This window comes from Sphingobacterium sp. UBA7249 (genome assembly GCF_002472835.1).
GTDB lineage: Bacteria > Bacteroidota > Bacteroidia > Sphingobacteriales > Sphingobacteriaceae > Sphingobacterium > Sphingobacterium prati.
The window spans coordinates 225160-251407 of record NZ_DKST01000007.1 but is presented as its reverse complement, the minus strand read 5'-3'; the positions used below and the strand labels follow the sequence as shown (position 1 = coordinate 251407).

Here is a 26248-nt window from a genome sequence, read left to right as displayed (position 1 = left end):
AAAAATATCTTGATGTGTTAAAACCTTTAAAATGTTGCATTAAGATTGAGACCAAAGCTCTTTACAGACGGGGTTTGGTAATCCGAACTAGCGCTGGTAAACTGATCCAGATCCATGTTTCGTGTACCTTTTCCAGTAAAGTACAGTAGATTTCGGCCTACTAAGGAGACGCTTGCGCTTCGTAAAAACCTGGAGTTTTTCAATAAATTGGCAGGCAGGTTATAGCTGAGGACGATCTCCCGTAATTTGACAAATGTCCGGTCTTTTGCCGTGATCGGTCCGGACTGGTAATAGTTGGTGGCCCAGTTTTGCCATAAAACGGGGATATCGTTTGGTGCAAATTCCCGTGTGTCGGAAATTATTTTGCCATCTTGGTCTGTGCTCAATTGACCTTTGACAATTTTTAGTCCCTCGGTCATGACCGTACCCTTATAATCTTTGACATCTCTATTTTGCCAATCTTTGAGACGATAGGTGTTAGCCGATTCGGGATGCGTTCCCGAGCCCCATTGTTTGGCATCCTGTACATTTTTGATCAGGCCCCCAAAGCGGCCGTCAACGAGGAAGCTTAAGTTGAAATCACGGTAACGGAAACTGTTGCTGATACTCGCTGTAAACTTATTGTCGCTGTAACCAATCCTGCTGACATAGGGATTGTAGGCCGGAAGACCGTTGGTTCCTACAATTAAGTTTCCTTTTTCGTCACGCTGAAAATCATTGACATAGAAGCTATCCCAGCGTTCTCCGATGCGTACATCGCCGGAGCGAGTTTGATGACCATCTATATCATGCAGCCAGGCGTGATTGGTCGAGGCATTGACCAATACATTCCAGCTGAAGTGTTCACGTTGGATTGCTGTTGCGTCTATGCTCAGCTCGATGCCTTTTCGCAGCAAAGTCAGTCCATTGGTTTGTCTTGCCTTTACACCCGAGGTGACTGATGTGGCCAGCTCGATAATTCGGGGTCCCTCCAGATTCCGGAATACCGCGAGGTCTATCCCGAGACGGTTGTTGAATAGCCGGGTTTCCAAACCGATCTCTGCTGTTTTCACGCGCTCCGCTACAAGGTCTGGATTTGGTAATACATCTGTATAAGTAACTCCGGTCAGGGAATTGGCCCAACGGCCATAATTACTGTATGCGGGGAGAAGTTTGTAGATATCGTACTGTGCCGTTTCGTTGACAAAATCGCTGGCAACATTGGCATAGGCACCACGCACTTTAAGCGAGGAAATCACTTTGGGTAGAGAAACCATCTGCGATATAACGGCACTGAGGGAGGCAGAAGGATAAAAATAAGTGTTATTTTTTATCGGCATGGTCGACGACTTATCAAATCGGCCGGTCAAGTTTAAAAATAGCCTGTTTTTGTAGTCAAGATCGACAAAGCCATAGGCGCTACCGACCTGACGTAGTGCGCGGTCATTGGTTGATACTGTTGGCATGACCGAATTGCTGAGATCATATACCCCCGGTACAGTTAGGCCCCGATCCGTACGCGCAAACAATGATTTTGCGCTTACTGTTCGTAGGTTTCCGAATACCGAACCCGTGAAACCAAGGTCTTCTGAAATGCGGTGTTGGTATTTTAATGATACTTCGGTATTATTTTCCCAGAAAGTATCGTAGGTTTCCTGGTAACCGCCGACACGGCTCCCGCCAATATTGTAATTGTATAGATTGGCGGAGATCGGAATTTTAATGGTACGGTTCCTGTTCCAGGTACTTGCGCTGGTACGTGCATTCAAGGTAAGATGACTGTTCCATTTGTAATTGGCAGAAACATAGCCGTAAATATCATCTTTATCGTAGGTACGCAGATTTTCATAGGCGGTCATCCAAGGGTTGTCATATATCGTATATTCGCGATTATACTGCTGCACATTTTCTTTCCCCGGTTGCCAGTAGTTCCTAAGATCGTTGATATCATAATCCGCGCCACCCCATAGAGTCAGAATATAAATGGGACTGTTCGGCCCATAAGCGATATTTGGGTAGTTTGGCGAATACTGCTTATTGTAGTTGATGCTCGCATCAATCCTCAGCTTGCTTCCGGCATTGATGCCGCCCGTTAAATTGATATTTGTGCCACCGAGTTTTGTGTTTGGTGTTGTCCCGCGTTGGAACATCTGCGAAGCAGAAAGCCGGATGTCCCCACGCTCAGTTTTACTTGAAATAGAGATATTGTTGGTGCTCAACAATCCATTTTGTAAAAATTTCTCCAAATTATCCTTCCCACGGGCTTCCCAGGGAAGCGGTGTCAATGCACCTGTTTTAGGGTCAATGGGACTGTTGTATTGCGGGATAAGCTGTCCTTCAAAGCGCGGCCCCCAGATGTTGTAGTCGTTGTCGTTTATTCCGCCGCCACGTCCATCCTTGAAAGCATATTGAAAATTTGAACCGGGACCATATTCCGTTTGGATTTTAGGAATTGCATTGTATCCGGTCTGCAGTTGGGTACTCGAGTTGAATTCTACCTGAAAACCCTTGTCCTCCGACTTTGCTCGCTTTGTCGTAATCACAATAGCACCATTTTGTCCGCGGTTTCCGTATAAGGCTGCGGCATTGGCTCCTTTTAGTACAGAATAGGATTCGATATCATCTGGACTCAGGTTCCAGGAGTCCGTATTGATCGGCATCCCGTCCACGACAATAAGAATATTGCTTCTCCCGCGTAAGGTAATGCCGGGGTCGCCAAATAAATTCGTACTTGGTGTAATGGTTAGGCCAGATACCCGGCCTGCGAGACTGGAGATTGCGTTGGGTTCGCGGGCTTTGACAAGATCCTTGCCCTTGATCTCCTGTACGGAATAACCTATGGCCTGCTTTTCCTTTTTTATGCCCAGGGCAGTTACTACGACTTCATTGAGCGATTGCTGATTAGGAGATAATACAATTAGCAAAGGCTGCTGACTAGTAATAACAAAGCTTTTAGGAAGATAACCCATAAAACCTATACGTAGGGTATCACCGATTTGCGCCTGAATGGTGAATTTTCCTGTCTGGTCTGATGAAACTAATTTACCCAGGTGGGAGTTTCGAATGGTTGCGCCCTGAATAGCGTCCTGGCTTAATGAATCAATCAGTTTTCCCTGAAATGATTGGGATTGGGCAAAGCCCTTTGCAGCCAACGTCGTTAAAAAACAGGTGAGCACTGCAATTTTTGGTAGATGTAATGAAGATTGATTGAACATGATCATTTATACTTATGTCTGAAAAACGTAAGCAATATTAAACTTTGTATATTAATACTAAACTAATCAAATGTTAATTTTATGGTCTTTGGATTTTTTTCCTGCTGTAATGCGATGTGAATCACGTCTTTGAAAAAGGTTGCCAGGTGGTTTTCAGAAGGATTGTAACGGGAGAGGCCTGATGCGGATCGTTTTCTTTATGGGATCATATAGAAAGAAAAAGTCTCCAATTTTTGTTGGAGACTTTTCATTGCAAGCTGAGTTTGCTTGCTATTGATTAAACAATTAAATTTTACTGCTATTATTTATTTTTTTCTCTGACTTCGGCAGCACGGTAGGTATCCCCGTCCGTTGTGAAGATTTTAAATTGAGCTTCGTAGCCTTCAGGAACATAAATAACAATAGGCATCCGACCATTGTAACGTACCGTTTCCGGCTGTGCGCTTACAAAAAGATGTCTTTTTGCCTTATCCGGGCAGGCCATTCTTGTACTCGCCACATTTCCGTTGGTTTTGAATACATAGTAATCATAACCCCATCCCTGAAGATCTTTCTTTTCAAAAGAACCGGCTAAGTTAAAGGTGTTACAGCCATCTACTTCCAACCATTTACCAACAGAAAATTCGATTTTTTTATTCTTGTCATTTTCTGAATATGGAACCTCGATAACCATTTTTTTATATCCTTTTTCTGCTGCCGGAAAAATACTTAGGTCTATTTTATCTATCACCATTTGTGCTTTACTTACTGTTGTGGATGCGACGAAAACGAATAGCATCATGACCATAATTTTAAATACATTTTTTCTCATAACCATTTTTTACTTTGTTCTTCAAACGCAGTTTCCCGCTGTATTGCTACTTTGTTTTAAATGAAACTATATTTCTAAGACAAGTAATAATACAGAAGGATTAATTGATAATAGCTAGATATTTAAAATAAAAGACCGCGATCTATCAGTATCTTGATTCGGCATATCTATCATATGTGTTTGTAACAAAATTATCTGACTTATAATAATGGTTTCTGTAATTGTATTATTTACAGTATATTACCTTTTCAAATACGACCTAAATATAATGATGAATAAGGAAAATTATTTTGATGCCATCGTGATCGGTTCGGGCATATCTGGCGGATGGGCTGCCAAAGAATTTTGTGAAAAGGGATTAAAAACTCTTGTTTTAGAGCGGGGAGAAGATGCCAAACATATTCAAGATTATCCGACAGCATATATGGATCCATGGCAATTTAAACACAGCGGCCAAGTGGAACGTCAAATGAGGGATGAAAACCCCATTGCTTCAAAATGTTACGTGTACCGAGAAGACGCCAGGCATTTCTTTTTGCCAGACGCCGCCCAACCATACATCCAGGAAAAACCATTTGACTGGATTCGGGCTAACAAAGTTGGCGGAAAATCGCTCCTTTGGGCACGTCAGACCCAGCGATGGTCTAAATACGATTTCGAAGGACCGGCACGGGATGGTTTTGCGGTAGATTGGCCCATTCGCTATGATGACATTGCACCCTGGTACTCGTATGTTGAACATTTTGCAGGTATTTCGGGTAATAAAGATGGAATTGACACGATGCCAGATGGTGATTTTCTTCCAGCCTGGGACATGAATGTTGTCGAGAAAGAGATACAGCAGCGCATAATGCGACAATATAAGGATCGCCCCGTAATTCAAGGGCGTTGTGCCCATTTGACCCAACCCCGACAGATCCACATCGACCAGGGGCGAAGCCAGTGTCAGGCACGAAGTTTATGTCATCGTGGCTGTCCCTTTGGCGGGTATTTTAGTTCCAATGCATCTACTTTACCCTGGGCTGCCAAAACAGGCAATCTGACCATTCGTCCACAGGCGATTGTGGAATCTATATGCTATGACGATAAGCAGCAGAAAGCTATTGGTGTCCGCATTATTGACACGGTAACAAAAGTGAGTCAGGAATTTTTTGCAAAAGTGATCTTTGTCAATGCTTCGGCATTAGCGACAAACCTCATCTTGTTGAATTCGACATCTGAGCGTTTTCCGAATGGACTCGGAAACGATAGCGGTTTGTTAGGTAAATACGTCGCCTTTCATAATTATCTGGGCACAATCTCGGGTACATTCGAGGGCTATGAAGACAAATATTACTATGGTCGTAGGCCTACCCAGCCGATTATTCCCAATTTTAGAAACGTCCATCATCAGGAAACCGATTTTTTGAGAGGTTATGCCTCGTTTTTTAGTGCCTATCGTTCGCGGGGTGGAGAATTTGACGGTGATCCAGTTGGCGGCGCCTATAAAGACAGTTTGTCCGAATTGGGCTGTTGGGGCGTGTCGATGATGATGCAGGGAGAAACAATTCCCCAGGAGAGCAATCACGTCCGATTGAGCACAGATCAAAAAGATCCCTATGGTATTCCACAGTTGATTACTTCTGTAGGTTACGGAGAAAACGATTATAAATCAAGAGATGACTTCTTTCAGCAGGGGCAAGAGATGCTGGAAGCTGCCGGAGTCAAGAATCTCAAGGTCAGTGACAGTCAGCAAAATCCAGGCTTGGATATCCACGAAATGGGGGGCGTGCGGATGGGATTGGACCCAAATACCTCGCTATTGAATAAGTGGAACCAGCTCCATCTGGTAAAAAATGTATTTGTTACGGATGGTGCGTGTATGACCTCAACGGGAACCCAGAATCCATCATTGACCTATATGGCGTTGACAGCAAGAGCCGTGGATTATGCGGTCAGTGAACTGAAAAAAGGGAAGCTCTAAATCTACAGAAAATACCCATTACAGGGATGCGATTTTTTCGTCTATGCATTTACTTCAGAGCGGCTATAATCAGCCAAGATTGCGTAACTTTGTGTGAGATAAGGATTATTATGAGTAACAAAGTGGAGCATACTCCAAAAGAATATATTCAAATAAAAGGGGCTAGAGTCAATAATCTAAAGAATATTGACGTTGATATTCCCAAAAATAAATTAGTTGTCATTACCGGAATGTCCGGTTCAGGAAAATCTTCCCTTGCTTTTGATACCCTCTACGCTGAGGGACAGAGAAGGTATGTCGAAAGTCTTTCTTCTTATGCGCGGCAGTTTATGGGGCGGATGAATAAACCCGAGGTCGATTACATCAAAGGTATCGCACCGGCGATCGCCATTGAACAGCGTGTGATCACCAGTAACCCGCGTTCTACTGTAGGAACGTCTACCGAAATATACGACTACCTGAAGTTGCTTTATGCCAGAATTGGCAAGACGATTTCCCCTGTGTCCGGCAAGGAAGTGACAAAAGATAGTGTTAGTTCAGTGGTCGACTTCGCCTTGAAATTTGATGTAGGCGAGTCTGTCACGCTCTTGGCTCCGTTGGTGCCATCACATGGGCGGAAGCTCAAGGAAGAGCTATCACTTTTATTGCAGAAAGGATTTGTCCGGGTTGTCTATCAGGATAAAATGCAAAAAATCGAAAGCATTATTGACGACAAGAACATGGCCAATGCAACAGTTCAGGATGGCACGGTATTGATCGTGGTAGATCGGGTACGTATTGAGCAGGATGATGATACCGTTAACCGGTTGTCCGATTCTATTCAGACTGGATTTTTTGAGGGAAAGGGCGAACTGTATATCGAAGAAAATGGGCAAAGACATCATTTCTCACATAAGTTTGAGCTCGATGGAATTACCTTTGAAGAGCCTAGTCCAAACTTTTTCAGTTTCAATAATCCTTATGGTGCCTGTCGGCGTTGCGAAGGTTATGGAAAAATTATCGGTATAGATCCCGATCTGGTTATCCCAGACAAGAGCCGTTCTGTATACGATGGAGCAATTGCACCTTGGCGGGGGGAGAAAATGGGCGAATGGTTGCAGGTACTGGTCAAAAACTCCTTGAAGTTTGATTTCCCTATACACCGTGCCTATTCCGATTTGACAGCAGCCCAAAAAGAATTGTTATGGACGGGAAATAGTTATTTTACAGGACTTAACAGATTCTTTGAAGAACTGGAGGAGCAGACCTATAAGATTCAATATCGCGTGATGTTATCACGTTACCGCGGTAAGACGGACTGTCCAGACTGCCGGGGCACCAGACTGCGCAAAGATGCGACCTACGTCAAGGTTGGGGGCAGGTCAATCACCGATATTGTATTGATGCCTTTGGAAGAAGCCTTGGCATTTTTCACAGATTTACCTTTGGCGGGAAATGAAAAAGTAATCGCCAAGCGCTTGTTGGCCGAAATTAATAACCGGCTACAGTTTTTATGTGATGTGGGCTTAAGTTACCTTACGCTAAACCGTCTATCCAATACCCTATCAGGAGGGGAATCCCAACGCATCAATTTGGCAACTTCACTCGGAAGTTCGCTCGTAGGTTCGATTTACGTATTGGATGAACCAAGCATAGGTTTACATCCGCGTGATACACAGCGTCTGATTTCGGTCCTTAAGTCCCTTCGTGATGTCGGTAATACGGTCGTTGTGGTTGAACATGAGCAGGAAATGATGGAAGCCGCAGATTACCTGATTGACATTGGTCCAGAAGCGGGAATCAATGGCGGTGAGCTGGTTTTTGCTGGAACGTATAGCGAGATCTTAAAAGATAGCAGAAGTTTGACAGGGCAATACCTGAGTGGCAAAAGCCAGATAGAAGTACCCAAGAAAAGGCGTAAATGGTCCCATAGTATTACCGTCAAAGGAGCACATGAGAATAATCTTCAGGGGATCGATGTCCAGTTTCCATTAAATACATTTACCGTTGTATCTGGTGTATCTGGCTCAGGAAAGACCTCCTTGGTAAAACGGATCCTGTATCCCGCCTTACAGAAATCAATTGGTAATTATTCTGGCGAGCAAACCGGGGTCTATGATTCTATCGAGGGGGATATAGCACAGGTGGAACAGATCGAGATGGTCGACCAGAACCCTATCGGTCGTTCTTCCCGTTCCAATCCGGTGACTTATGTGAAAGCTTGGGATGAGATCAGAGCGTTGTATGCTAATCAGGCTGCATCCAAAGCTGCGGGATTGAAACCTGCTGCATTTTCTTTTAATGTTGAAGGCGGTCGCTGCGACGTCTGTCAGGGTGAGGGAGAAGTAAAGATCGAGATGCAATTTATGGCAGATATTGTGCTACCCTGTGAGGCCTGCGGCGGCAAACGGTTCAAACAGTTTGTCCTTGATGTGCAATATAAAGGTAAATCCGTAGCCGATATACTCGAGTTAAGTGTGGATGAAGCCATCGTGTTCTTCGGCGATCAGCCTAAGATATTAGCCAAGCTACAACCTTTGCAAGATGTTGGTTTGGGCTATGTTAAGCTCGGTCAATCTTCCAGTACGCTGTCTGGTGGTGAGGCCCAGCGGATTAAGCTTGCCTCCTTTCTGATCAAAGGGAATAACAGCAAGAAAACCCTTTTTATCTTTGACGAGCCCACCACCGGCTTACATTTTCAGGATATTAAAAAACTGCTGAAATCGTTTGATGCATTGATTAACCTTGGCAATAGTATCTTGGTTATTGAGCATAACATGGATATGATCAAGTCGGCAGACTGGGTCATTGACATTGGACCTGAAGGGGGGAATAAAGGCGGGAAACTGGTTTTTGCGGGATTGCCCGAAGACCTTGTACATTGTAAAGATTCTTATACAGGGCAATTTTTAAAAACACATTTAAAAGATTAAACTTACTTTAGCACCTGTTATTAAATGACTTGCTAATGCAGAGCGTGCTGGAATTAAGAATAAAGAGAACAAGGAATGAAGAATCGTATTCGTGACCGAAGGTTTGCATGACTGAAATCTCAAATCTAATAGCTCAATACTAATATCTAACAACAATGATTAAAAGATTTTTTTTAAGTATCGTATTTGGAATAGCTGCACTCTCCACCATGGCACAACAACCGGACAGACCCAAATTGGTCGTCGGTCTGATGGTGGATCAGATGCGCTGGGATTATCTCTATCGTTTTGCGGATCGATATGGCAATGATGGTTTCAAGCGACTTTTGAAAGAAGGCTTCTCCTGTGAGAATACCCTGATCAATTATATTCCGACCTATACAGCCATTGGTCACAGTTCGGTGTACACCGGTTCTGTTCCTTCAATACATGGTATAGCAGGTAATGATTGGATTGAAGAGCTTACAGGTAAGAATATGTACTGTACACAAGATGATCATGTCGTTGGTGTGGGTACGACTGAAAAAGAAGGTAAACAATCTCCACGCAACTTGCTGGCATCTACCGTGACGGATCAGTTGAAATTGGCTTCAAATTTTAAATCTAAAGTCATTGGTATCGCGATTAAAGATCGCGGTGGTATATTACCTGCAGGACACTTTGCCGATGCGGCCTATTGGTTTGAGGCGAAGTCAGGCAACTGGATTACCTCCAATTTTTATATGGATAAACTGCCAAAATGGGTGGAGGACTTCAACAAGAAAAAATTGGCTGAAAAATATCTAAAAGGGGATTGGAAGCCCATGTACGATGTGAGTACTTATGCAGCCAACAGCATTGCCGACGATAATATTTATGAGGGAAAATACCCGGGTGAAGAAAAACCGACCTTGCCGCGTGCGACATCCAAGCTGATGAAAGATGAGGGCCTTGAGTTGATCAAAACAACACCGATGGGAAATCAGTTCACCCTAGATCTAGCCATGGAGGCGATCAAAAATGAGCAAATGGGAAATAATCCAACTAAAAATACCGATTTTCTTTGTGTCAGCCTTTCGGCAACGGATTATGTTGGACACCGTTATTCATTGACGGCGGTTGAAATTGAAGATATTTACTTGCAGTTAGATAAGCAGTTGGCCGATTTCTTCGCTTACTTGGACAATACAGTTGGAAAGGGCAATTATACCTTCTTCCTTACAGCTGACCACGGTGCCTCCTACAACTCCAGATTCTATATGGATATGAAAGGAAATGGCGGTTATTTCTATTCCCGTCAGATTATTTCGGATCTGAACAAAAAATTGAAAGCGAAATTCGGACAGGAAAAAATTGTCAAAAGCTTAATGAATTACCAAGTCCATCTGAACAATCAAATGATTGACTCGCTTCAATTGGACCGTGACAAAATAAAAGAGACCATTATTCGCGAGTTGCGCCAGACTGAAGGTGTTGCTTATGTTGCGGATATGGAAAAAGGTGAAAGCCTGATGATTCCACAGCCTGTCCGTGAAAAAATGATCAATGGCTTTAATTACAAACGGAGTGGCGTTATCCAAATCGTTTGTGAGCCGCAATGGTATGACGGAACGCCACGCTCTACAGGTACGACACACGGTACCTGGTCGGGATACGATTCCCATATCCCGTTAGTATTTATGGGCTGGGGCATTAAGCCAGGCGTATCCAATACAGAGGTACATATTGTCGATATTGCGCCGACCATTTCATCGCTGCTGCATATTACCGAACCTAATGGAAGTATCGGTAAACCCATTACAGCAGTATTGGGCCAATAACGATTTGATATTAAATACTATTTGCCCTTAGCATAGATCCGTGGATTAAACTGTGCTAAGGGTTCTTTTTTACCAGCTAGGTTATAGGTTTTATTCTATAGAATAAAAAACGTAAATTTGCAATTCAATAGGGGGTTAACAAATTATGCTTTCCAAAAAGACAAAATATGCAATTAAGGCACTTATGGTGCTCGGTCGTAACTACGGAAATGAACCTATGCAGATCGTTAAGATTGCACAGGAAGAAAATATTCCAAAAAAATTCTTGGAACAGATTCTCCTAGAGATGCGAAACGCAGGGATTCTCTATAGCAAAAAAGGTGCAGGTGGTGGCTATAGTTTAAACAAAGCTCCTGAGGATGTATTTTTATCGCAGGTGATGCGTCTGATCGATGGACCTATCGCTTTACTTCCCTGTGTCAGTCTAAATTTCTACCGCTCCTGTGAAGAGTGTACGGAAGAACATGCCTGTGGAATCCGGGATACATTTGTTGAAGTGAGAAATGCGATGTTACAAATTTTGAACGATACCAGCATCGCTCATTTAATTAGTAAAGAAAAAGAATTGAATCTAAATGTAGATTAGGTAAAATAAATTGAGTCGTCAAAAACGAAATGGAGATGTAACAGATAAGTTGCATCTCCTTTTTGTTTTAATAAAATACTGATAAACAGTATGCTGATTTCTTTGCTAGCCTATTTTTTTATTGTCTGTTATTTATATTTTTAATTTCTTAGTTATTTAACATTATTTTACGAATTTTCCGTAGTAACATTAATATCTTTATTGCGACAATATATAAACGGAAATTTATGAGACTAACCTACTCTTTAGTTTTGTTTCTTTTACTCTCAGCCATCAGCACTATTTCCTACGCCCAACAGCGGCTTATAGGAGTCGTTGTTGATGGCAAAGATCAAGCTAAACTTCATCAAGCCGCTGTTGCGCTACTTAATCCCAAGGATTCTATTTTAATCAAGTTTGACCGGACAAAAGAAAACGGAGCTTTTCAGATTCTTAACCTTGACACAGGCATGTATAAGATGGTCGTGTCTTATCCGCAGTATGCTGACCTTGTCAAAGATATCCATATTACATCCCAAGGTCTGGATCTTGGGGCTATATCATTGTCAAAAGCAGCATTGCTTTTAGAAGAGGTGCAGGTCAATGGAAGAATCCCAGTGGTGATCAAAGGAGATACAGTGGAATACGATGCGGGTAGTTTTAAAGTGGAGAAAGACGCTAAAGTTGACGATCTGCTCAGGGTACTGCCTGGCATTACGATTGACGGGACAGGTAAGATCACGGCGCAGGGCAAAGAAGTCAAGAAAGTGTTGCTTGATGGTGAGGAATTTTTTGGAGACGATCCCACCCTGATCACCAAAAATATCCGGTCGGATATGGTAAGCAAGGTACAGGTGTATGAAAAGAAATCGGATCTGGCTGTGCGCACCGGTGTGGATGATGGCGAACGTACACAGACCATTGATATTAAGCTCAAGGAAGATAAAAAGAAAGGAATTTTTGGGCAAGCAATTGCCGGTGGGGGGACAGATCAATATTATGCTGGTAAGATCATGCTCAATAAATTTAAGGGATCACAGAAAATTGCCGTTTATGGTATCCTGGCCAATGACGGTATGGTAGGATTGGGCTTTGAGGATAGCCAGAAATACGGTGTTGGCGGAAGTGATAATGTGCAGATGATGGATGGCGGTGGTATTATGATCACTTCCAGTGGGGATGATACGGATGGCGGGTTTGACGGGAGATACCGCGGTGGAGGAGTCCCCAAAGCCCTCAATATGGGCGTCAGCTATTCGGATAAAACTAAAGATGATAAACATAAGATTAATGTCAATTACAAGCGCAATCAGATCAACGTAGATAATACAAGCACCTATAATGCACAGAATAACTTGCCCGAGCGAGCACAGATAGACAGTAATATTACCCGATCAGACAATGAGAGCAAATCACATGTTGCCAATCTGAGATATGATTATAAATTGGATTCACTTACCGATCTGACAGTTAATATGGGCTTTAATAAATCCAGCAGGGACAATTTTTCTGACGCAGAAGCCTTCCAGAAAACTTTGGATGGTCAGCCTATCACAAATACTAGGTCACGCACGGACCTGAATAGTGATCAGGATAAATTCAATGTGAATGCTCTATTGACACGACGTTTTAAAAAAGAGCGCCGTTCCATTACATTCGGCCTGAACGCCAATACAGATCAGAACCGTTCGGAGACATGGTATTTTTCGGAAAACTATTTTAACAATGACAGACGCACCGATACGATTGATCAATTTAAAAAAGACAAGTTCAGCAATAACACCTATGGAGCGTCGGTCACCTATACCGAACCCCTGTCCAAAAAGATTACCGGTTCAATCGGATATTCATTCTCCAGCAATCAATCGGAGACGCTCAATCAAGCATTCAATAAAGATTCCATCAGCAACGAATATACGGTATTAGATCCGCGCGTCTTAAATGATTTTGATTTCTCCAGTATAAAAAACAGCATCAATACTGCATTGAGCTATAAAACCAATACGTTGACCATCAATTTGAGCAACCGGACTGATTTTGAGGCTGTAAAGCGGACGTATAACAATTTAAATACAATACTGCAACGAGATCAAACGTCTATTAGGCCCTCATTAAATGTGAACTATAAGATTTCGAAAACGAAAAACTTGCGGTTCAACTATTATGGGCAGACAGTTCAGCCTTCACTTACACAGATAGAGCCACTCAAGCAAAATAGTCAACCCCTCGTAGAATATTTGGACAACCCCGACCTCAAAGCCGGGTTCAATAATTCCTACTCCCTCAGTTATAATTCTTACAAACAGCTCAAAGACCAGAGTTTCTATTTTTACATCAGTGCAAATCAGGGAAAACGAAATATCAATAGCAGTATTCGTTATAACCTCGAAGATGGTACCCGACAGATCTCTTTTGTGAATATTGATAAAGACAACTGGCGTTTGTATGGGAGCGGGTCATATAGTTTCATGCTCCAGAAGAAATGGGGTTTGAGAATGAGTACGGGACTGAATACACAATACAATAGTCAATATAGCTATTTATCACTTTTCAATGAAGCGCCTAAGCTCAACCGTAATACAACCTGGAGTGTAGGGCCCGAAATAGGTTTTAACCGATACAAGGCCAATAAATTAGATTTTTATATCCACTTAAGTCCGGGAGTCGAACAGATGGATTCCTATCTGCAGCCCGAATTGAACCAAACCACATTTAAATTCGATTCGTATGCCCAAGTCACTTATTACCTACCCAAAGATTTTAAGATCTCGGTATCCATGCGGCAGGATTATCAGGCTGCAACAAAGACTTTGCAGTCTATTAACATGCTCAATATGAATGGGTATATCTCTAAAAAATTCCTGAAGGACAAATCGTTGGAAGCGCAGCTATTTGTCAATGATATATTAAATAAAAATATTGGGGTACGCCGTTATCAGGATGGAACCGCATTTGTCCAGACCAGTAACGATGTATTGCGTCGTTATGGGATGTTAAAACTGATCTACAATTTTACAACGATGAACCGGCCATGATTAAATTAGCATTTTTTTTATCCAAACTCCATCTGGTTGATGGAAATAAAATTAATTATTTACAGATGAAAGGAGGCATTGTCAAATGAGCAAGCAATTGATAATAATGATGTGGCTGTTAGGTATGTCCATTACGGCAATACACGCCCAGAATGCATTTTTCCCAAGCAGTGGTACGGTGACCTTCGAGCGCAAGTTTCATGTACAGAACTATTTGAAACGAAATTATCTGAGTAAGCCAGATCTCAATACCTGGGAGAAGCTTAATGTAGACAATGCCGTCAAAAATGGACCAGTTGAGGTGATCACACAGCATACACTGAAGTTTTACGATACAGAGACGTTGTTTGAAACCGTAGAGGAAGATTATCCCACTAATTATCGGAATGTATCCCAATACAATCCGTCATTAGCTGATTCAAAGACCTATATAAATTTTAAGAATCAGGACTTCATTAAATTATTGCCTTTTGGCGACGAGCAGCTGCTGCTGAAAGACTCCCTGCCGGCAGTGAAATGGAAGTATACGGATGAATACCGCAACATTGCCGGATATGATTGTAGGCGGGCAAACGGGATCATCCAGGATTCCATCTATGTTGTCGCTTTTTTTGCAGGACAGATTCCCATCCCAGGAGGGCCAGAATTAATCCATGGCTTGCCGGGGTTAATCCTGGGGATATCCGTTCCCAGTATGAATCTTAATATGTTCGCAACGAAGATTGAGCTCACCAATACCCCAGTTTCCAATGTGCTGACCAAAAAGAAAAAGGTTGTCGCAGAATCGAAAGCGGAAATCATCAAAAAGCTGAAAGATACAGTTTACGATTGGCTTGATGACAAGGATTTTCAGAGACGGCTTCAAACTGTGTTATTTTAAGTAAACAATTACGGCTAGTGGCTGAATCATTGAAGGAGAGGTAAATGGCTAGCCCGGGCCGGCCATTTACCATGTCAACTTCAAATTTCAAGTGAGCCAAGCTTAGGGTTTTATTACAGATACTTTATCCATTGTCATGGACGTTGCATCAGCCGATAAAATTGCCGGACGGAAGTCATCTTCAAGAAGCTTAAGCGTGATATTGTGCAGGTGCAAGCCTGATACGTGACGCACAAACAAACCCCAACAAGGCATTTCTCCAAACATTGAAAATTCAGGATAGTCATGGATTTTTTCCGGAAAATCTTTGAGCCTGCCCACCGGAAAATATGCTTGCGCTTTAGAAGCCCTGCCTGGGTAAGTGATATGGATATTTTCTAAGGTGACATCCTTCACCAGGTGTCCTGGAATACCTGTTATAGAGGAAGGGAAAGGATTATGATAAGCCGGTTCAGCCGCCCTGATATCATAATTAATATCAGGGCGTCCGAATGGCACCTCCACCTCCATATTTCCTATATACACGTTTGAGATTGTTCCGGGTGTCTTTTTAGTCCGGTTTCCCAGACGGATAAAGAGTGCATTTCCCGTATTTTTTGCTGTAATATTCGTTACCCTTATATTTTCGATGATACCCCCGTCCACCGACTCGATGGCAATCGCAGAGCGAAAGGTATCAAATACCTTGATCTGATCTATGATGACGTTTTTGAAGCCGCCGTATGAAGCCGTACCAAATTTTACCGCACTAGCACCCGACCTGACCGTACAATTGGCAATATAAACCGAGTCATTACTATTTCCCGGATAGTACGATTTGAGACAGATTCCATCATCAGCGGCATTGATGTCGCAGTTTGTGACACGTACATTTTTACAGTCAGTGATATCCATGCCATCGTTGTTCCAATAAGCGCGGTTATGCACTTTTACGCCGTCAATAGTGAGCCTGTTGCAAAGTTCGAACGACAGGCCCCAACAGGCAGAATTCCGTAAAGTAGCCTCTTTTATAGAGACATTGTTGCACAACGAAAAGCGAAACAGCTTAGGCCGTACTTTTTCATTAGGTCGGTTTCCCCAGGAAGAGTAATTAGGATCCTTAATAATACCCAGATGGTATAAGCTATCAATATTTAAGGCAAGAGCTGTGCCTTGTCCATCAATTGTTCCAGGGCCAGTGATGCTGAAATTATCAGCTCGATAGGCCACCAATAGGGCCAGCGAGGAATTATCATCCTGTTTGGGACTCACAGGATGGCCCGGCATTTCAATCTCTTTGTAATCAAGAGGATTGGTATTTCCCAATAGAGTAGCGCCTTCTTGTAGGTGTAATTCAATATTGCTTTTCATGACCAGAGTCCCGGTCAAAAATTGACCAGCCGGAATGATTACCCGGCCACCTCCGGCGGCTGTTGCCTGATCAATCACCTGCTGTATTATTTTTGTGTTAAGGCGCTGTCCATCACCTATCGCACCATATACAGTTATGGGGTAGTCTTTTTTCTGATGAGCATGTACCATAGTGCCACACAGCAGACAAGCGAGTAGGGACATCCTTAAAAGATTAAAGATAAAGGGTTGTATTCGTATTATTATCATATTATATACACATTTAAAATATACTAGTTCAGCAATTTTCTTTCAATTCTCAGCTTTATAGTACCATTAGCCCTAGAGCTATATTCGAGCTCTTGAAAGCGTAAGTACTGTTGCCGGCAGCACGCCGGCAACAGTACTTAATTTAGCTTAAAGGTTGGCAAAATTTTAATAACCTTCATTCTGGATTAGTCCAGGATTCGCATCGATTTCCGATTGAGGAATAGGCCAGACGTTGTATTTAGGCAGTACGTCTCCATACGAGGGATTTAGGCGTTTCACACGGTCATATAGCAATCCCAATCGCATGAGCGTTAACCTACGTTTTTCCTCAATGCCAAATTCCCGAAGCCTTTCGTCCAAGATAAGATCTATGTCCACATCCGATGATGCCACTGATTTTGCTGCTGATCTAGCGCGCACAGTATTGATATCATTGGCCGCTAATCCCGGATTATTTAAATTCATATAAGCCTCTGCCCGTATCAGATAAGTTTCTGCCAGGCGAAACATATATTGGTCCATATAAGTCACACCAGCATTAGAGCTGAGTTGGAGTGAGCTCCCTGGTAAAAACAAATTTGCTGGATGCTCCCCAGGAGTGGTACATTTTGCCTGGTAAGCGTAAAACGCCCTAGAAGGTACTGTGATTCCAGGTGGCGGATTCTTGGTAGAGATGACCTGACCATAATAGGGTGACCGGGGATTTGTCGCCATCATTTCCCGGACAAAGTTGAGGTTGCTATTCCGGATATCATTATCAAAGTCGCTTTTCCAGATCGTTTCGCTAAAGTAAGTAGTCGGTATAGACCAACCTATTCCACGGCCACCCGTGAGATCATCGGCTGGTGTAATAAACGGATTGACAGCAATGGTGCTGTTCGGAATCTGTGCGATATAAGGTGCACACTGTCTTTCCAAAGCATATCCGGTCCTACTCGAAGAAGATGCTCCACCGCCGGGGATATCCGTTTCAAATTGAACGACCCACAATCCTTCCATGTTGCCCGCTTTACGGTTTTGGTTCCCCGGTTGAAACAAGTCCCAATACACGTTACCATCCGACCTAGTAGATTTAGCGCCGAAGCGATTATGCATTAGTTGTACCTTTGCACTAGAAATTACCGACGAGGAGAGGTCAACCGCTTTCTGATACTGCTTATCTGCCAGGTACACTTCCGCCAACAAATGTTGAGCGGCCTGTTTGTTGATAGCACCATCAGCCACCTGGTCGATATCTTTTAATCCGGCAACAGCTGCCGTAAGATCTTGGATACATTGTGCGTATACTTCCGCTTTAGAAGCGCGGGTATAGTCCGTTTTCACATCAGTTACACGTGCCAAGTTGAGCGGGACACCACCATATAAATACCCTAGAGTACGGTAGGCAAAAGCCCTGAAAAATTTAGCCTGTGCCGTGATTTCTGTTTGTTGCTCGGCAGTCATTTTGCTCTGCGCAGCAAGATCGATGATGGTATTCGCGCCCGATACAATTTTGTAAAGATTCACCCAATGCACCTTGGGGATATCATGGGTTGGATTAAGTGAGGTGGCCATTGGAGTGAACCTATTGACACCCGTGCCCGGCTCGCCATCATACAGAAAATCACAACCAGCAATATATTGAAATGGCGTGAGGTCATCATTTGAATAAAATTCCGTGCGTACCTTTCCATAAAGGTCAGTGACTGCATTTTTAAAATCCGAATACGAGGCATAACCATTTTCTGTTGCCAAAAAGCCCAAAGGATTTTCATCCAGAAAACTTTTGCTACAGGAGCTTAACATCGTACCAGCTCCCAAGTTAAATAATAATATATAGAGTAATTTCTTCATCACATAAATAATTTTATCAGCCGATTAAAAAGTTGCTTTTATTCCTACCGAATACGCTTTTATGAGCGGTCTACCGCCGTTGCCCAAGTTATTCCCGGTCGCCGGTGAGATCTCTGGATCCCAGCCTTTCCACTTTGTCCAGGTGACCAAGTTTTTTCCACTGACATACAGTCCAAGATTTTGAATGCCCCACTGTTTTGCAAAAGCCATTTTCCCAAAATCATACGCCAAAGTAATGTCCTGTAGGCGCACAAAGCTGCGATTTCTATACACATTCGGATTAATAATTGGCTGCGCATTGATTAATAAAGGGTATTCCCCATTTGGATTAGCCGGCGTCCAGTAGTCAATTTGACTATTACGGTTGATTCTGGTAGCCAATTCATTCGTCTGTACAGATTGGGTGTTATCGCCCAAATAACCATTTTTGCCCCCCTGTATTGAATTGACAAATACACTCAAGGAGAAACTATTGTATTTAAAAGTATTCAAAAAACTGAATCGGTAAGCCGGATTGTCAGAGCCCAGAATGACCCTGTCATTAGCCGTATATTGGCCATCCCCGTTAGCATCCACCACCCGATAGCTACCCGGGTAAAAACCCTCCGGGATATTATCGTTCAATTGGTAGATGCCATCCGTCTGATAACCATAAATAGTGCCCAGAGGATGCCCGATAAATAAGCTACTCGATGGCAAATCCCCCGTTCCCAATAGTTCTAACACCTTATTTACATTTCTTGAAAAAGAGAAAGTTGTATTCCATTTAAAACGGTCATTTTGGATATTAGCACTGTTGACCATGAGTTCGAATCCCTTATTGCCCACAGCCCCGATATTAGATTGGATAGAGCCAAATCCAGTTAACTGCGGGATCACCCGAGCAAAGAGCAAGTCGTTGGTCCTTCTGTTGTACACTTCAAAAGATCCCGAAATACGGTTATTTAGGAATCCAAAATCCAGGGCAAAGTTTAATTCCCTTGTTTTTTCCCATTTCAGGTTCGGGTTGGGCAGTACAGCAATAGACTGACCAAAGCTGGTTGATCCACCATCGCCAAATACATAGCCTGGTACAATATTTACACGATCCAGCGATGTGTAACGTGGTGTTTGGGTACCACTGATGCCATATCCCGCCCTTAATTTACCGTAGTTTAACCAAGCAATATTTTTGGCAAAATTTTCATCCGAAAAGATCCAGCCAACAGAGGCCGACGGAAAGGTTGCGAATTTATTGTTCTTCGCAAATCCAGAGAATCCATCACGGCGCAGCGTTGCTGTCGCCAGATATTTGCCTTTGAAAGCATAATTTACCCGAGCCATCTGATAGTTAAGCGCTTCGCGGTAAGCATCCGACTCAATAAAAGGCTGGGCCGCCAGACCAATATTATTATACCCGAGTGTGATATTCGAAAAATCAATACCACGGGCGCGAGTCCGATCATATTTACGTTCCACAGCACCATATAAAGCAGTAGCCGTAATACTATGTGCGCCAAAAGTCCGATCATATGTCAGGATATTGTCCAACGTATAGTCATAGAGCTGTTCGTCATCTTTATACGCTTCACCTTTTTGATTCTGCGCATACTTGCTGGCGTAATAATGTTTATCAGTTCTATAGTTGTTTCCAAAGTTGATTCGGTAACTCAGGCCCTTTATAAACGGAAATTTGATATTGGCATACGTATTTGCGGTAAAGTAATTATGGCGTTCGTAATCATCCACATCATACGTAAAGAAAGGATTGAGATCAAAGGTGTCCGGCACCGGATTCACCGCGTATGAGCCATCCGGATTATAAGGTGAGTTGAGCGGGGACATGATAAAGAGACCATAGATGGAGGGCTCTGCACCATCTTTGTTCACAAAAGACCCCGACGCCTGTAGCCCCAGCGTCAGCCAATCATAAGGACGAGTCTCCACGTTAGAGCGTGCACTCGTACGTTTAAACAAATCATTAACAATAAATCCGGCCTGATTGGTATACCCACCGGAGATCAGGTAGCTCACCTTTTCACCACCCCCAGATATACTGAGTTGATTGTCGTTGATAAAGCCCGTCTTTGTTCCCGCATCCCACCAGTCAAAGTCCGTCCCAACGAGTTCCGTACGGCTTTCATTTGCGTGCGAGCGATGCACATACTTTGACAGGTCAAAATCAGGGTTGGGCTGGACATAATTAGGTCCTAGGTAAGACTTGTCCCAATACAAGTCTTTGATATAATCCAAAAACTCATTCCTATTCATCGGGCGGTTGTCAGTCGAAGGATTTTGGGTAGCATAGGACGAGGATAAAGCAATGACAGGTTTGGCATTATAGTTTCCCTTGCGCGTAGTAATGAGCAATACCCCATTAGCAGCTTGAGCGCCATACACCGCCGTTGCACTAGCATCCTTCAAGAGATCAATCGATTCAATATCATCCGGATTGATAGAGGAGAGATCATTGTTATACTGTATTCCATCCAGGATAATCAATACATTCTGTCCACCACTGATCGTATTTTGTCCCCGTACCTGAATGTTGGGCGTGCTACCGGCTTGAGTCACGGGGCCAATATTTAACCCTGGAACTGTTCCCTGCAGACTCTGCATGAGATTGGTGTTGGGGGCATCTCTAAAAGCATTGATATTCGCTCTGACGACAGACCCCGTGATATTACGCTGGCGTTGCGTACCATAGCCCACAGCGACTACCTTCACCTCCTCCAAGCTTTGAGTAGCCGCCTTGAGGACAACGTTTACATTGGGCTGATCCCCTATGGACAGCTCTTTGATTTCATAGCCCACAGAGCGCAGTAGCAGTACGTCTCCCGGGTTGGCAGCGATCGTAAATTGACCATTTTGATCCGATACCGCATTTGTTGCGGTACCCTTTACGGAGACTGTCACCCCAGCAATAGGTCTGTTGGTGGTATCCGTCACACGTCCTTTGATTTCGATCGCTATAGAGGTCGACGATTTTACCTGACCGATATCCTTTTGATTACGTATCGGGGTCAAGATGATCGTTTTGTCCAGTACTTCCCAAGTAAAACGTTGGCGTTCAAATATGTTAGACAGGGCCTGTTTTATGGGTGTATTTTTTAAGTTAACACTGACAGGAGCAGCTTCCTTTAAATAAGCCGCATCATAAAAAAAGGCATAGCCGGTCTGTTTTCGAATTTCTTTGATTACTTTTTCTAAGGGAGCCTTTTTGAGCGATAAACTCACCTGTTGCGAATATACAGCTGCCTTGATCTGTATGCAAGCCACAAAGGTTAGTAAAAAAGTGAATTTCATGGTCAGTAGAGTTTTGAAAGGCATATAACGTATGCCCTTACCACAAATATTATTCATACATTTGTATAAGTTAAGGTTATTAAACAATTGATTAATTACTTTAGTCGGTAGATCATTAAAAACTAATCTTAACAAGGTTTTATGTTGGCGCATACACCTCGACCCCCAATTTTTGGGGGTTAGTTTTTTAAAAAGATATTAATTGACCATATAGAGCCTCCTTCCTTCGATTTTAAATTTTATCCCACTCGTTTTTTCCATCATTTGCAGTACCTGTGAGAGCTTGACATTGCGAGACAGTTCACCATTAAATTTCTTATTCGGGATATTCTCCATATCAATTTCGACATTATACCAGCGTGCAAGTTGTCTTAGAATAATACTCAAGTCCGTATTGCTAAAATAAAACATCCCTTTTTTCCAGGCGACGGCCTCTTCTGTATCGATGTGGTCCCTGAGCTGAATCTGTCCCGAAATTCCGAGCAATGCCTGCTGTCCAGGTTTGAGCGATTTTTTTATACCTGTTTTTAGCGCAGAAACGATTACCGCGCCTTCCAGTAGTGTCGTCTTGACCAACTTTTCATCATCATATGCGCCGACGTTAAAATGCGTACCGAGCACTTCGATTTTTTGCGTTGGAGTTTTGACGACAAACGGACGTTTCATTTTATTTCCCGGAGCATATAGCGAAGCGACTTCAAAGTACGCTTCACCCGTCAATTCAACCTCACGTTGTAACTGGTCAAAGGCCACAGGAAATCGCAGCGAGCTCCCCGCATTGAGCCATACTTTCGTGCCATCTGGCAAGGTCAATTGATATTGCCCACCTTCGGGGATACTGATGCGATTATATAAAGCATGTGAAGCATTCTTTTTAGAGTTGCTCTTCGTTGCGTAGGATAGTCTTCCATCGGCGGTCTTGTTGATCGTTGAGGATCCTTGGAGGGCAAGTATTCCCTGTTGCGAATCGTCCAAGTTCAGTGACGTACCATCACTTAACGTCAAGATAGCTTTATTGCCGCCAGGTTCGATATCATAGTTATTTACTTCAGGCTTTAACGCGGTTATTTTTGCTGGTTGAGGGGCCTCAAGCGTGTGCCAGACATAAAATATAGAAACAGCTAGGAGTATTGCCGCCACGGCAGATATACGGACAAATAGCTTTCGAATAATGATCTTTTTTGAAGGCATATTTTCGGCAATACGAGCATGTAGGAGTTCTGCTGTCGCAGAGGTATCCCATCCTGTATCATCCTCGTTATCCATATTTTGCTGAATTTGGGCATAATAATAAAGGTAACGTGCAATCTCCCTTTGGGATGCGGTACCGTTACTGATTTTCTCTGTCAGCTGTTGAAATTCCTCTTTCTTCATAATGGTTCTTATAACTAAGGCAGTTATAAGAATCATTACCCCCAAAGCAAGTTAAAAAAAAATTAAAAAAAATAAGAGACGAATTCTCGGGAAATAAAAAGGGTTATTAAAAAATAAAAAGTAATATAGAGATAAGCTTTGCCAAGGACGATTTCAATTTTCTTAGCACGATGGTCATTTGATTTTCAACAGTTTTGATCGATATATTTAGTGATTCAGCAATTTCTCTGTTACTCAAATGCTCTTGACGACTCAGCAAAAAGATCTTACGTGATTTTTCAGGCAGTTGACAAGTAAATTTGTGGATGATTTCCATCATCTCTTTAACCTCTAAACTGTCCTCCAGAAGGTGCTGAGGCTCCTCGATCCCCTTAAGCTGGTCAAAAAATGAAGATCTGATTTTGCCTTTTTTGATATAGTTGGCCACCTTAAATTTGACGGCGGTGAGCAAATAAGGGCGAAGGGATTCGATATGCAGATTGTTACGATGCTCCCATAGCCAGACAAACAACTCCTGTACGATGTCCAGACAAGCCTCTTTATCTTTCAGGAGGTTAAAGGCCGACCGAAACATATCATTCCAATAACGCCTATAGATTTCATCAAAAGCATGCTGATTATCGCGGTACAGCAACAATAATAATTCTTTATCTGAAAGATCCTTTACTGTCATCATCAAGGTTTAAAACTGCTGCAATTTAGTGATTTTTCGTTACATAAGATTTATTGGCATCAATTATCCATTTCTAACCAACGAACTTTAACGACGAATGAGCGCAATAAGTACCAACATGCAAAAAAAAAAGCCCACAGATTTTTTTCTGGGGGCATAATTTTGAATGGCGAGTCAGTGGCTAGCGCACTATGCTTCCTACTTTGATCGCAGTATCCGGTTTGACAAAATCCAGTCGGCCGTCTGCATCTTCAGCCATCAGGATCATCCCCTGTGAGGTAATACCTTTGATCTCTCGCGGTTCAAGGTTCACTAAAATAGATACCTGGCGTCCGACAATTTCCTCAGGACTAAAGAATTCGGCGATACCAGATACGACAGTGCGGTTGTCAATACCCGTATCGATTGTTAATTTTAGTAATTTCTTTGTTTTCGCAACTTTTTCAGCCGCTAAGATTGTTCCTACGCGGATATCCATTTTAACGAAGTCATCAAAGCTGATATTTTCTTTTGCAGGGGCTACCTTCGTATTGTCCGCGCGGTTTTTCAATTTCGCCTCAGCGAGCTTGTTCAGTTGAAAGTCAACTTGTTCATCCGTTACCTTGTCAAACAACAATTGTACCTCACCCAGTTGATGACCATCCTGAATGAGCGCTTCGTTGCCTGCATCGTTCCAGTTTCCTTGAGGGAAATTGAGCATTTCAAATAATTTAGTTGCCGTTTTTGGTAAAAAAGGCTGTGCCAACACAGCAAGGTTGGCAACAATTTGAGATGCGACATTCAGGACTGTTTTTACACGTTCGGCATCTGTTTTAATAATTTTCCAAGGCTCTTCATCAGCCAAGTATTTATTACCCAGGCGTGCCACATTCATAAATTCGGCAAGCGCTTCACGAAAACGGAATTGCTCCAGTGAAGACTTGATGGATGCCGGGTAGCTTTTTAATTCATCCAATACCGATTGATCTACTGTTGTCAACGGGGATCCACTGAATACTTTGCCATCGAAATATTTATGGGACAGTACCATCACACGGTTGACAAAGTTCCCGAAGATAGCTACCAGCTCGTTGTTGATCCGTGCCTGGAAATCCTTCCAGGTAAATTCAGCATCCGAGGTCTCCGGTAATATTGAGGTCAATACATAACGTAATTCATCCTGCTTGCCTGGGAATTCCTCCAGGTATTCATGCAACCAGACGGCATGATTTCTAGAAGTAGATAATTTATCACCTTCCAGGTTAAGGAATTCATTCGCTGGAATATTTTCCGGCAAGATATAATCCCCATGCGCATGAAGAATTGCCGGGAATATAATACAGTGGAATACAATATTATCTTTTCCTATGAAATGGATTAATGTTGCATCATCGGCCGGATTTTCATGCGTTTTCCAATAATCTTCCCAGTTTTTTCCATGGTCGATTGCCCACTGTTTCGTTGCAGAAATATAACCTATTGGTGCATCCAGCCATACATACAGCTTTTTTCCTTGCGCTTCTGCCAGCGGTACATCCACACCCCAATCCAAATCGCGCGTCATGGAGCGGGGCTGCAGACCCGACTTTAGCCACGATTGACATTGGCCAAAAACATTTGATTTAAGAATATTTTTCTTGCCTTCGATCAGCCATTTTTCCAACCAAGGTTGGTATTTATCCAAGGGCAAATACCAATGCTTCGTTTCTTTCAATACCGGAGTTTTTCCACTTAATGTTGAAATGGGGTTGATCAGGTCCGTTGGACTTAGCGAGGTCCCACATTTTTCACACTGGTCGCCATAGGCGCCTTCAGATTTACAGTTTGGACAAGTACCCGTGATGTAGCGGTCCGCCAAAAACTGGTGGTATTCCTCATCATAGTATTGCTCCGAAAATTTCTCGACAAATTCACCTTTATTGTATAGGTTCAAGAAAAAATCTTGTGACAATTGGTGGTGAATCGGTTCGGAAGTACGGTGATAAATATCGAAAGAAATGCCAAACTCCTCAAAGCTCTCCTTGATCTGTTTATTGTATTTATCAATAATCTGTTGTGGGGTAATTCCCTCTTTTTTGGCGCGGATGGTAATGGCTGCACCATGTTCATCCGAACCACAGACATAGACCACATCCTTTTGATTTAAACGCAAATAGCGAACAAAAATATCCCCGGGAATATAAGCGCCGGCAAGGTGTCCGATATGTAAAGGACCATTGGCATAAGGTAATGCCGAAGTAATTGTATAACGTTTTTTATCTAGAATACTCAATGCTTGGAAGTATATTAAAGTTTTTACTTGTTTCTTTCACAAAGATAATTCAATTTGCGGTATAAAACTAAGAT

The 26248-nt window shown here is 42.8% G+C and carries 14 protein-coding genes; 6 read left to right on the top strand and 8 right to left on the bottom strand.

Annotated elements, in window-relative coordinates:
• Positions 1–26: 26 nt before the first annotated feature.
• On the bottom strand, positions 27–3194 hold the full coding sequence (locus tag B4A24_RS05035) for a SusC/RagA family TonB-linked outer membrane protein (RefSeq protein ID WP_293943235.1): 3168 nt from the start codon (positions 3192–3194) through the stop codon (positions 27–29).
• A 301-nt stretch (positions 3195–3495) separates the two neighbouring features.
• Entirely contained in the window at positions 3496–4005 is a 510-nt protein-coding gene (locus B4A24_RS05030) for an ecotin (protein WP_293943233.1), read from the bottom strand.
• Between the two features lie 271 nt (positions 4006–4276).
• On the opposite strand from B4A24_RS05030, the gene B4A24_RS05025 reads away from it, so the two are divergent.
• The 6 genes from B4A24_RS05025 (at position 4277) to B4A24_RS05000 (ending at position 15159) form a co-directional block, all read left to right on the top strand.
• On the top strand, positions 4277–5968 hold the full coding sequence (locus B4A24_RS05025; RefSeq protein WP_409456475.1) for a GMC oxidoreductase: 1692 nt from the start codon (positions 4277–4279) through the stop codon (positions 5966–5968).
• 110 nt (positions 5969–6078) lie between these two features.
• Positions 6079–8880: an excinuclease ABC subunit UvrA gene (uvrA, locus tag B4A24_RS05020; protein ID WP_293943229.1), complete on the top strand. Its 2802-nt coding sequence runs from the start codon at positions 6079–6081 to the stop codon at positions 8878–8880.
• 155 nt (positions 8881–9035) lie between these two features.
• Positions 9036–10679 (top strand): alkaline phosphatase PafA, encoded by a 1644-nt coding sequence (gene pafA / locus B4A24_RS05015; protein ID WP_293943227.1) that lies wholly within the window; start codon positions 9036–9038, stop codon positions 10677–10679.
• A 145-nt stretch (positions 10680–10824) separates the two neighbouring features.
• Complete coding sequence (locus B4A24_RS05010; protein WP_293943225.1) at positions 10825–11265, top strand: RrF2 family transcriptional regulator; 441 nt, start codon at positions 10825–10827, stop codon at positions 11263–11265.
• A 227-nt stretch (positions 11266–11492) separates the two neighbouring features.
• Positions 11493–14279: an outer membrane beta-barrel protein gene (locus tag B4A24_RS05005; RefSeq protein WP_293943223.1), complete on the top strand. Its 2787-nt coding sequence runs from the start codon at positions 11493–11495 to the stop codon at positions 14277–14279.
• 106 nt (positions 14280–14385) lie between these two features.
• Complete coding sequence (locus tag B4A24_RS05000) at positions 14386–15159, top strand: GLPGLI family protein (RefSeq protein ID WP_293943221.1); 774 nt, start codon at positions 14386–14388, stop codon at positions 15157–15159.
• 102 nt (positions 15160–15261) lie between these two features.
• On the opposite strand, the gene B4A24_RS04995 is transcribed toward B4A24_RS05000, so the two are convergent.
• The 6 genes from B4A24_RS04995 to metG all read right to left on the bottom strand — a co-directional run bounded on the left by B4A24_RS04995 (position 15262) and on the right by metG (position 26174).
• Complete coding sequence (locus tag B4A24_RS04995; protein WP_293943219.1) at positions 15262–16713, bottom strand: glycoside hydrolase family 28 protein; 1452 nt, start codon at positions 16711–16713, stop codon at positions 15262–15264.
• Positions 16714–16923: 210 nt separating this feature from the next.
• Positions 16924–18591 (bottom strand): RagB/SusD family nutrient uptake outer membrane protein, encoded by a 1668-nt coding sequence (locus B4A24_RS04990; RefSeq protein WP_293943217.1) that lies wholly within the window; start codon positions 18589–18591, stop codon positions 16924–16926.
• A 24-nt stretch (positions 18592–18615) separates the two neighbouring features.
• On the bottom strand, positions 18616–21876 hold the full coding sequence (locus B4A24_RS04985) for a TonB-dependent receptor (protein ID WP_293943216.1): 3261 nt from the start codon (positions 21874–21876) through the stop codon (positions 18616–18618).
• A gap of 198 nt (positions 21877–22074) precedes the next feature.
• Positions 22075–23250: a FecR family protein gene (locus B4A24_RS04980; protein ID WP_293943214.1), complete on the bottom strand. Its 1176-nt coding sequence runs from the start codon at positions 23248–23250 to the stop codon at positions 22075–22077.
• A 106-nt stretch (positions 23251–23356) separates the two neighbouring features.
• On the bottom strand, positions 23357–23926 hold the full coding sequence (locus B4A24_RS04975) for an RNA polymerase sigma-70 factor (protein WP_293943212.1): 570 nt from the start codon (positions 23924–23926) through the stop codon (positions 23357–23359).
• Positions 23927–24104: 178 nt separating this feature from the next.
• Positions 24105–26174: a methionine--tRNA ligase gene (metG, locus tag B4A24_RS04970; protein ID WP_293943210.1), complete on the bottom strand. Its 2070-nt coding sequence runs from the start codon at positions 26172–26174 to the stop codon at positions 24105–24107.
• Positions 26175–26248 lie beyond the last annotated feature (74 nt).

Coding starts and splice junctions, on each gene's coding strand:
- B4A24_RS05005 (WP_293943223.1), top strand. CDS start 11,493: ATGAGACTAACCTACTCTTTAGTTTTGTTTCTTTTACTCTCAGCCATC.
- uvrA (WP_293943229.1), top strand. CDS start 6,079: ATGAGTAACAAAGTGGAGCATACTCCAAAAGAATATATTCAAATAAAA.
- B4A24_RS04975 (WP_293943212.1), bottom strand. CDS start 23,926: ATGATGACAGTAAAGGATCTTTCAGATAAAGAATTATTATTGTTGCTG.
- B4A24_RS04980 (WP_293943214.1), bottom strand. CDS start 23,250: ATGAAGAAAGAGGAATTTCAACAGCTGACAGAGAAAATCAGTAACGGT.
- B4A24_RS04990 (WP_293943217.1), bottom strand. CDS start 18,591: ATGAAGAAATTACTCTATATATTATTATTTAACTTGGGAGCTGGTACG.
- B4A24_RS04995 (WP_293943219.1), bottom strand. CDS start 16,713: ATGTCCCTACTCGCTTGTCTGCTGTGTGGCACTATGGTACATGCTCAT.
- B4A24_RS05030 (WP_293943233.1), bottom strand. CDS start 4,005: ATGAGAAAAAATGTATTTAAAATTATGGTCATGATGCTATTCGTTTTC.
- B4A24_RS05010 (WP_293943225.1), top strand. CDS start 10,825: ATGCTTTCCAAAAAGACAAAATATGCAATTAAGGCACTTATGGTGCTC.
- B4A24_RS05000 (WP_293943221.1), top strand. CDS start 14,386: ATGATGTGGCTGTTAGGTATGTCCATTACGGCAATACACGCCCAGAAT.
- pafA (WP_293943227.1), top strand. CDS start 9,036: ATGATTAAAAGATTTTTTTTAAGTATCGTATTTGGAATAGCTGCACTC.
- B4A24_RS05035 (WP_293943235.1), bottom strand. CDS start 3,194: ATGTTCAATCAATCTTCATTACATCTACCAAAAATTGCAGTGCTCACC.
- B4A24_RS04985 (WP_293943216.1), bottom strand. CDS start 21,876: ATGAAATTCACTTTTTTACTAACCTTTGTGGCTTGCATACAGATCAAG.
- B4A24_RS05025 (WP_409456475.1), top strand. CDS start 4,277: ATGAATAAGGAAAATTATTTTGATGCCATCGTGATCGGTTCGGGCATA.